The organism is Streptomyces sp. NPDC037288, from assembly GCF_055603265.1.
In genome coordinates, this window is sequence record NZ_JBVJVY010000021.1 from 138,785 (window position 1) to 146,813 (window position 8,029).

The window sequence follows — 8,029 nt, forward strand, 5'->3', positions numbered from 1 at the left end:
GCCGGCGGAAGCAGCACGCGGGCCCGGCCGGCCGGCGGAGAGGGGCACGCGGGCCCGCCGGCCGGCGGAGAGGGGCACGCGTGTCACCCCCTGCGTCAGGGGCCGGAACCGTGTCAGAGCCGCCGGTCGTAGTCGGCCGGCAGGCGGTTGGTGCCGCGGGCCAGGACTGCGGGGATCCACTCGATCCTGTCGTCGGCGATGGCCAGACGCAGGCCCGGCAGTCTGGTGAGGAGCGTGCCGAGGGCGATCTGGAGTTCGGCGCGGGCCAGGGCCGCGCCGGGGCAGAAGTGGATGCCGTGGCCGAAGGCGAGGTGGGGGTTGGGGCTGCGGTCGAGGTCCAGGGTGCCGGGGTCGGGGAAGCGGTGCGGGTCGCGGTTGGCGGCGCACAGGGACACGATCACGGAGTCACCGGCCGGGATCCGGGCGCCGAACAGGTCGCTGTCCTTGTCGAAGAAGCGCCAGGTGGTGAGCTCGAAGGCGCTGTCGTAGCGGAGGAGTTCCTCGACGGCACGGGGCAGCAGGGCGGGCTCGTCCCGGAGCCGGGTGAGCTGGGCCGGGTTGCGGAGCAGGGCGATCAGCGCGGTGGTGATCTGGTTGGTGACCGGTTCCTGGCCCGCGACCAGGAGCTGGAAGATCATCGAGTCCAGCTCCTCCTGGGACAGTTCGCGCCGGTCACGGGCCACGACGAGGCGGCTGAGAAGGTCGTCGTCCCGTTCCGCGCGCTTGTGGGCGACGACCTCGGCGATGTAGCTCTGCAGGCCGTGCAGGCGGGCCTCGTACAGCGGACGTCCCGGATCGGCCGGGCCGACGGGCTGGACGACCTTGCCCCAGTCGCGGTCGAACCGTGCGGCCAGTTCCCGCGGCAGACCGATCACCTCGGCGAGCACCTGGAAGGGGAAGTGCGCGGCGAAGCCGCCGACCAGGTCGGCGGGGCCGGTCTCCGGCAGGGCGTCCACGAGTCCGTCGGCCAGCTCCCGCATGCGGGAGCGGAGTCGCTCGATCCGGCGCGGGGTGAAGGCGTCGGTGACGAGGCGCCGCATGCGGGTGTGCCGCGGCGGGTCCTGATGCAGCAGATGGACCTGGAGCTGGGAGTGCTGCGGCTCGGGCATGATCGAGGCGCGGGCGCGCCAGCGGGGGTTGCCCCGGTCGTGGTTCTTGCCGAGCCGGTCGTCGCCGAGCGCGGCGTGGGCGGCGTCGTATCCGGTGACGAGCCAGGCCTGGACGCCGCTCGGGAAGAGGACACGGTGGACCGGCCCGGTGTCGCGCATCCGCTCGTACAGCGGGTAGGGGTCGCTCTTGTAGGGGCAGCCCATGAGCGGGACGGGGCCTTGTACGTCGGTCATGCTCGGGCTCCTCACAGGGCGAGTTCGGGTCGGTGGTGGTCCAGCCACAGGGCGAGGTCGACGACGCGTTCGAGGCGCAGCCGGTGGCCCCACCGCAGTCGGTCCGGCGGGGTGTCGAGGCAGGGCTTGATGCGGGTTTCGTCGGCGAGGTCCCGTACCTGCGCGGTGGCCAGGGCGTCCCGGGCCAGGTTCTGCAGGCCGCGGTTGTAGTCGGGGTGGTGGGTGGCCGGGTAGTGGTTCTTGGGCCGGTGCAGGACCGAGTCGGGGGCGAGGCCGGTGCCCACGGCGCGCAGCAGGCTCTTCTCCCGGCCGTCGTGGCTCTTCAGCGCCCAGGGCGCGTTGAAGGCGTACTCGACCAGCCGGTGGTCGCAGTACGGGACCCGCACCTCCAGGCCTTGCGCCATGCTCAGCCGGTCCTTGCGGTGCAGGAGTTGACGCAGCCACCGGGTCAGGGACAGGTGCTGCATCTCACGTTGCCGGTGTTCGGCGGGGGTCTCGTCGTCCAGGTGCGGTACGGCGGCCAGGGCGCTGCGGTAGGTGTCGTCGCGGAACTCACCCATGCGCAGACCGAGTTCGGGGTTGAGGGGCATGGCGGCCTCGTCGCCGGTCACGAGCAGCCAGGGGAAGGTGCCGGCCGCGAGGGCGTCCGGGCTGTGGAACCAGGGGTAGCCGCCGAACACCTCGTCCGCCGCCTCCCCGGACAGGGCGACCGTGGAGTGCCGGCGGATCTCACCGAACAGCAGATACAGCGAGGTGTCCATGTCGCCCACGCCGATCGGCGAGTCCCGCGCCACGACGACGGCCTTGCGGTGCTCGGGGTCGAGCAGGGCGTGCGGGTCGAGTACGACCGTGCTGTGGTCGGTGCCGATGAAGGCGCCGGCCTCGACGGCGTACGGGGTGTCGTGGCCGGTGCGCAGGACGTCCCCGGTGAACCGCTCGGCCTGGTCGCTGTAGTCGACGGCATGGGAGCGGATGCGGGCGTCCGGGCCCTCGCGCCGGCGGAGTTCGTCGGCGAGCAGGGCGGTCAGGACGGTGGAGTCCAGTCCACCGGACAGCAGGCTGCACACCGGGACGTCCGCCTCCAGCTGACCGCGGGCCGCGGTACCGACCAGGGCGCGGACACGCTCGACGGTGGTGTCCCGGTCGTCGGTGTGGGGCGCGGCCTCCAGCTGCCAGTACAGGCGTTCACGGACACCGTCGCGGTCCAGGACCAGGCAGCTCCCGGGCTGGACCTCCCGGATCCCGTCCCACAGCGTCGGCCCGGTGTTGAACAGCAGGCTGTACGCCTCCCTCAGTCCGTCGGCGTCCACTCGCGGCCGAATCTCCGGGTGGGCGAAGAGGGCCTTGGGTTCGGAGGCGAAGGCGAGGCCGCCGTCCACCCGTGCCCAGAAGAGGGGTTTGACGCCGAGCCGGTCCCGCACCAGGACGAGCTTGTGGGCCCGCTCGTCCCAGACGGCGAAGGCGAACATGCCGTCCAGGTGTTCGGCGGCGGCCTCGCCCCATTCGGCGTAGGCGCGCAGCACCACCTCGGTGTCGCTGCGGGTGCGGAAGTGGTGCCCGCGGGCGCTCAGTCGTGTCCGCAGCTGGTGGTGGTTGTAGATCTCGCCGCTGTAGCTCAGCACGAGGGCCGGTGTGTCGGGCCGGTCCGGCATGGGCTGTGCGCCGCCCGCGAGGTCGATGACGGCCAGCCGGCGGTGGCCGAGGGCGGCGCGCTCGCCGAGCCAGATGCCGCCGGCGTCGGGGCCGCGAGGCGCGAGCGTGGCGGTCATGGCCTCGATGACCGGGGTCCGGGTGCGGGCGTCGCCGTGGAAGGACGCCCAGCCGGTGATTCCGCACATGAGTACTCCAGGATCAGCGGGGAACGGTGTCAGCGGGGATCGGTGTCGGGGCGCCGGCCGGGGTGCGCGAGCAGGGGCACGGCGAGGCAGGCGGCCGTGGCGGCCAGGGCCAGTGCCGCCCGGGCGCCGGCACCCGGTCCTGTGATGCCCCAGGCGGCGGTCGCGAGGGCGGGGCCGAGGGCGAAGCCCAGGCCGCGGGCGAGTTGCACCGTGGATCCGACGGCGGCGATCCGGTCCGGCGGGGCCGCGCCCATGACCAGGGCCTGGACGGGGCCGCCGTTCAGGCCCATGCCGACGCCGGCCAGGGCGAGCCGCCAGGCCACGGCTCCGGGCGACCAGTCGTCTCCCAGTGGCAGCAGCAGGAGCAGTCCGGCCGCGGTGAGCGCGGCGCCGGTGACGGCGACCGCGCGGGGTCCGCGGCGGGCCGGCCCGCGCGCGCCGGTCCGGACTGGGGCCAGGTCGGCCAGGCGCCCGCCGAGGGGTCCGGCCAGGGCCATGCCGAGCGGGAAGGCGAGGACCGTCAGGCCTGTGGTGGTCGCGCTGAGGCCGTCGTCGCGCTGCAGGTGCAGGGCGACGACGTAGTGCATGGCGGCGAATCCGGCCGCCAGCGCCAGTACCGCGCCGTGCGCCCGCAGCAGCCCGCCGACGCGCAGCACGCCGACGAGCGGGCGAGCGCCCGGGCCCCGCAGCCACCACCCCAGCGGCGGCAGGGCGGCGGCCACGAGCAGCAGCCACCCCGGGTCGTCCGCCGCCAGGGTCAGCGCCAGCAACAGCGTCGCCACACCGGCGGCCACCAGCGCGGCGTCCCCCAGCGGCCGCCGGACGACGCGCGACCGCGCCGCCTTCACCCGGTCCTCCCGAGCCGGGCTCGCCACCTTCACCCGGTCCTCCCGAGCCGGGCTCGCCCCAGGCATCGCCGTCACCGCGAAGGCCAGTGCGCAGAAGGGCAGTTTGACCAGGAAGACGGAGCGCCAGCCGAGGTGGTCGAGCAGCAGCCCGCCCACGGCCGGTCCGAGGACCGCGCCCAGCGGTCCGAGGGTCGCGGGGACGCTCATCGCCCGCCCGCGCAGCTCCGGCCGCACCGAGCGCATCGCGAGCACCGGCATCAGCACGAACAGCACCGCGCCGAAGGCTCCCTGGGCGACTCGGGCGGCGACCAGCCAGGCAGCCCAGGGAGCGACCGCGGCCAGGGCACCGCACAGCCCGAAGCCGGCGGTCGCGACCAGCACGGCGGCCCGCGTCCCGAACCCGTCCAGCGCGCGTCCGGCGGGCAGCAGCAGGGCGACGACCGGCAGTTGATAGCCCAGTACGGCCCACTGTGCGGTCGCGGCCGACACGTGCAGACCGTCGGCGAGGTCCGCGAGGGCCACGTTCACGATGCTCATGTCGAGCATCGCCACGAACGACAGCACGCCCGCCACCGCGACATGCAGCCAGCGATCCTCACCGACGGGCATGTGACCGGCCTGTTCCGGCTCAGGACTGTGGAGTCTCACCCTTCCGCCTCCCCCGCGGGCGGGCTGCCGGTCGGCAGCCCCGTCACACAGGTCGGGCGCGGCAGCGGGTGAGTTCCCGGACCGGGCCGCCTGTTCCTCAACACGGTGACGGCGCTTCCCGCCGCGGCTGTGCCGGTGTCCGGTGGTCGAAGGCGATCAGCGGGTCGCCGGTGAGCGGGTGGTCGACGACGGCCGCGCGCACGCCGAAGACCTCGGACAGCAGTGGCGGGGTGAGCACCTCGCGGGGCGGGCCCGAGGCGATCACGGCACCCTCGTGCAGGACGTGCAGCCGGTCGCAGACGGACGCGGCGGCGTTGAGGTCGTGCAGCGACACCAGGGTCGTACGGCGCCGGCCGCGCAGCAGGGTGAGGAGTTCGACCTGGTGCCGGATGTCGAGGTGGTTGGTCGGCTCGTCCAGTACGAGGACGTCCGGTTCCTGCGCGAACGCCCGGGCCAGCAGCACCCGTTGGCGTTCGCCACCGGACAGGGCGGTGAACCGGCGTCCATCCTGACCGTCCATCCCGGCGTCGGCGAGAGCGCGGGCGACGACGTCCCGGTCGGTGGCGTCCTCGCCCGCGAACGCCCGCTTGTACGGCGTCCGCCCCATGGCGACGACCTCACGCACCGTCAGTTCGAAGTCGGTGCCGCGCTCCTGCGGCAACGCCGCGACATGCCGGGCCGACCGGGCCGCGGACAGCTCGCGGATGTCGGTCCCGGCCAGCAGCACCCGTCCGGCGGCCGGTCTCAGGTGCCGGTACACCGTGCGCAGCAGCGTGGACTTGCCGCTGCCGTTCGGGCCGACGAGGCCCGTGATCTCCCCCTCGGCCGCCACCAGATGCGCGCCCGACACGACCGTGCGGCCCGCGTAGGCCACCCGCAGGTTCTCGATCTCGATCCTCAACTGCCGCTCCCCAGGCGCCGGTCCAGCAGGTACAGCAGGGCCGGAGCCCCCAGCAGGGAGGTGACCACCCCGACCGGCAGCTCCTGCCCGTCCATCGCCGTACGGCAGACGATGTCGACCACCACGAGCAGCAGGGCTCCGCCGAGCGCGGAGACGGGCAGCAGCCGCCGGTGGTCGCCGCCGACGAGCAGCCGGCAGACGTGCGGCACCATCAGCGCGACGAAGGCGATCGCCCCGGAGACGGCGACCAGGACACCGGTGAGCACGCTGGTCACCGTGAACAGTTCGCGGCGCAGCCGGGTGACGTCGATGCCGAGTCCGGCCGCCGTCTCGTCGCCCATCAACAGGGCGTTGAGGCCACGGGCGCGGGCCTGCAGACACAGCCAGGCGCCGGGTACGGCGACCGCCGGAACCGCGAGGAGGTCCCAGTTCGCGCCGCCGAGGCTGCCCATGAGCCAGAACAGCACGCTGTGCGTCTGCTGCTCGTCCCCGGCGCGCAGCACCAGGTAGCTGGTGAAGCCGGACAGGAACTGGCCGATGGCGACCCCGGCCAGCACCAGACGCAGCGGCGCGAACCCGCCGCGCCGGGCCGCCACCGCCCACACCAGTGCGAAGGTGGCGAGGGCTCCGGCGAAGGCGGCGCCGGACAGGCCGAGGCCCAGTGCCCCGCCGGTGCCGAGGCCGAGCACGAGGGCGGCGACGGCGCCGAGGGAGGCACCGTTGGAGATGCCCAGCAGGTACGGGTCGGCGAGCGGGTTGCGCACCAGTGCCTGCACCGCCGTACCCACCAGACCGAGCCCGGCTCCGACGAGCGCGGCGAGCAGGGCGCGGGGCACGCGCAGTTGCCAGACGATCAGGTCGTCGGTGCCGGCCCGCGGCGGCGCCCCGGACAGTCTGCGCCCGATCACGTTCCACACCTCGACGGGCGGGATGGCGGTCGATCCCCAGGCCACGGCCGCCGTCAGGGCCAGCAGCAGGACGACGCCCAGGACCAGCAGCAGCGGCCCGGCGGGCAGGGGGCGCGCGTCCTCGGCGGCGGCCGTGTCCGTGCGCCGCAACAGAAGGGCACGCACGGCTAGACGACCTTGCCCGGGTAGAGGGTGCGGGCGATCCGCCGTACGGTGTCGGCGTTCTCGACCCCGGCGATGGTGGTCCGCTCGGAGCCGATCCGCAGGAAGTGACCCGCCTTGACGGCCTTCAGTCCCTTCGTGGCCGCGTTGCTCCTGAGCCACTGTTCCGCCTCGTCGAACGCCGTCTTGTTCGCTGCGGCACTGCCCCGGTCGCGTACGCCGAGCTGGATCCAGTCGGGGTTCCTGGCGATGACGTCCTCCCAGCCGACCTGCCGGTAGTCGCCGTGGCAGTCGGCGAACGCGTTGCGGGCGCCGGCGAGGGTGATCACGGCGTTGGCGATCTGGCGGTCGCAGACGACGGTGGGCTGCTTGGTCCCGGCGTCGTAGTCGAAGAAGAAGTACGTCGGACGCGCGCTCGGTGCGGTGCCGCCGACCGCCTTGCGGACCGAGTCGACCTTCTCGCGCATGCCGGCGACGAGTTCCTTGGCCCGCGCGCTCGTTCCGGTGACCGCGCCGAGGGAGGTGATGTCCGACTCGACGGCAGACAGGTCGGTGACCGGCTTGTCGTTGCGTGCGGCGCAGGCGGTGGACTTCAGATAGACGTGCTTGATGCCGGCCGCCTCGAACTCGTCCTCGGTCGGAGCGTCGCCCATCCCGCCGCCCATGCCGCCCATGGCGGCGAACGTGTCGATGTACAGGTCGGCACCCGAGCCGAGCAGCTTCTCCTTCGGGATGACGCTCCGGCTGAGTACCTCGACCTTCCGCGCCTGTGCGTCGAGCGCGCCGGGCAGCGTGCCCTTTCCGGGCGGGAACCCGGTGCCGATCACCCGGTCCCCGACGCCGAGGCGCAACAGCAGCTCCAGGCTGGAGGCGTTGCTGGTGACGATCTTCTCGGGGGCCCTGGAGAAGGTCGTCGCGGCGCCGGCGCAGTCGGTCACGGTCACCGGGTAGCCGCCGGCTCCGGCCGCCCCCGCGCCGTCGGCCGCGGCGTCCTCCTTCCCCGCGCCGCCGCACCCCGCCACCAGCAGGCCGCCCAGTACGACGGCCGCCGTACCGCCCCACACGCGAGAACGCATCGAACAACTCCCGGTTCCACTCGGTACGCGGGTGAACCTCCGTCACCCGGTCCAGTAGTCGGGGCGGAGGTCCCGGGAGTTCCCGGGCGCGGGGGATTCCGCTCGGAGGTGGCGCCGGACGCGCGGGAAGGGCGCCACGTGCGGGCTCGGGGGGGGGGGGGGGGGGGGGGGGGGGGGGGGGGGCCGCCCCCCCCCCCCCCCCCCCCCCCCCCGACCCCCAGGCCCCCGTTTCAGACCACAGACTTTCAACCCTGAGAGGGATTGACGCATAGTGCTCGACGTCAACTTCTTCGACGAGCTCCGGA

At 73.9% G+C, this 8,029-nt stretch carries 6 protein-coding genes; all 6 read right to left on the reverse strand.

All coding sequences use genetic code 11. From position 1 onward, the window contains the following. Positions 1-113: 113 nt before the first annotated feature. Complete coding sequence (locus ACZ7GZ_RS23625; protein ID WP_471027131.1) at positions 114-1,343, reverse strand: cytochrome P450 family protein; 1,230 nt, start codon at positions 1,341-1,343, stop codon at positions 114-116. 11 nt (positions 1,344-1,354) lie between these two features. Continuing rightward, entirely contained in the window at positions 1,355-3,181 is a 1,827-nt protein-coding gene (asnB, locus tag ACZ7GZ_RS23630; RefSeq protein WP_471027132.1) for an asparagine synthase (glutamine-hydrolyzing), read from the reverse strand. Positions 3,182-3,210: 29 nt separating this feature from the next. Then, positions 3,211-4,638 (reverse strand): MFS transporter, encoded by a 1,428-nt coding sequence (locus tag ACZ7GZ_RS23635; protein ID WP_471027142.1) that lies wholly within the window; start codon positions 4,636-4,638, stop codon positions 3,211-3,213. A gap of 136 nt (positions 4,639-4,774) precedes the next feature. Further along, positions 4,775-5,578: an ABC transporter ATP-binding protein gene (locus ACZ7GZ_RS23640; protein ID WP_471027133.1), complete on the reverse strand. Its 804-nt coding sequence runs from the start codon at positions 5,576-5,578 to the stop codon at positions 4,775-4,777. Further along, positions 5,575-6,651: a FecCD family ABC transporter permease gene (locus ACZ7GZ_RS23645; protein WP_471027134.1), complete on the reverse strand. Its 1,077-nt coding sequence runs from the start codon at positions 6,649-6,651 to the stop codon at positions 5,575-5,577. The genes ACZ7GZ_RS23640 and ACZ7GZ_RS23645 overlap by 4 nt, the downstream gene beginning before the upstream one ends. Before the next feature lie 2 nt (positions 6,652-6,653). After that, a complete protein-coding gene (locus ACZ7GZ_RS23650; protein ID WP_471027135.1) occupies positions 6,654-7,724 on the reverse strand; it encodes an ABC transporter substrate-binding protein in 1,071 nt (356 codons plus the stop codon). Positions 7,725-8,029: the final 305 nt, after the last annotated feature.

Coding starts and splice junctions, on each gene's coding strand:
- ACZ7GZ_RS23650 (WP_471027135.1), bottom strand. CDS start 7,724: ATGCGTTCTCGCGTGTGGGGCGGTACGGCGGCCGTCGTACTGGGCGGC.
- asnB (WP_471027132.1), bottom strand. CDS start 3,181: ATGTGCGGAATCACCGGCTGGGCGTCCTTCCACGGCGACGCCCGCACC.
- ACZ7GZ_RS23635 (WP_471027142.1), bottom strand. CDS start 4,638: ATGCCCGTCGGTGAGGATCGCTGGCTGCATGTCGCGGTGGCGGGCGTG.
- ACZ7GZ_RS23625 (WP_471027131.1), bottom strand. CDS start 1,343: ATGACCGACGTACAAGGCCCCGTCCCGCTCATGGGCTGCCCCTACAAG.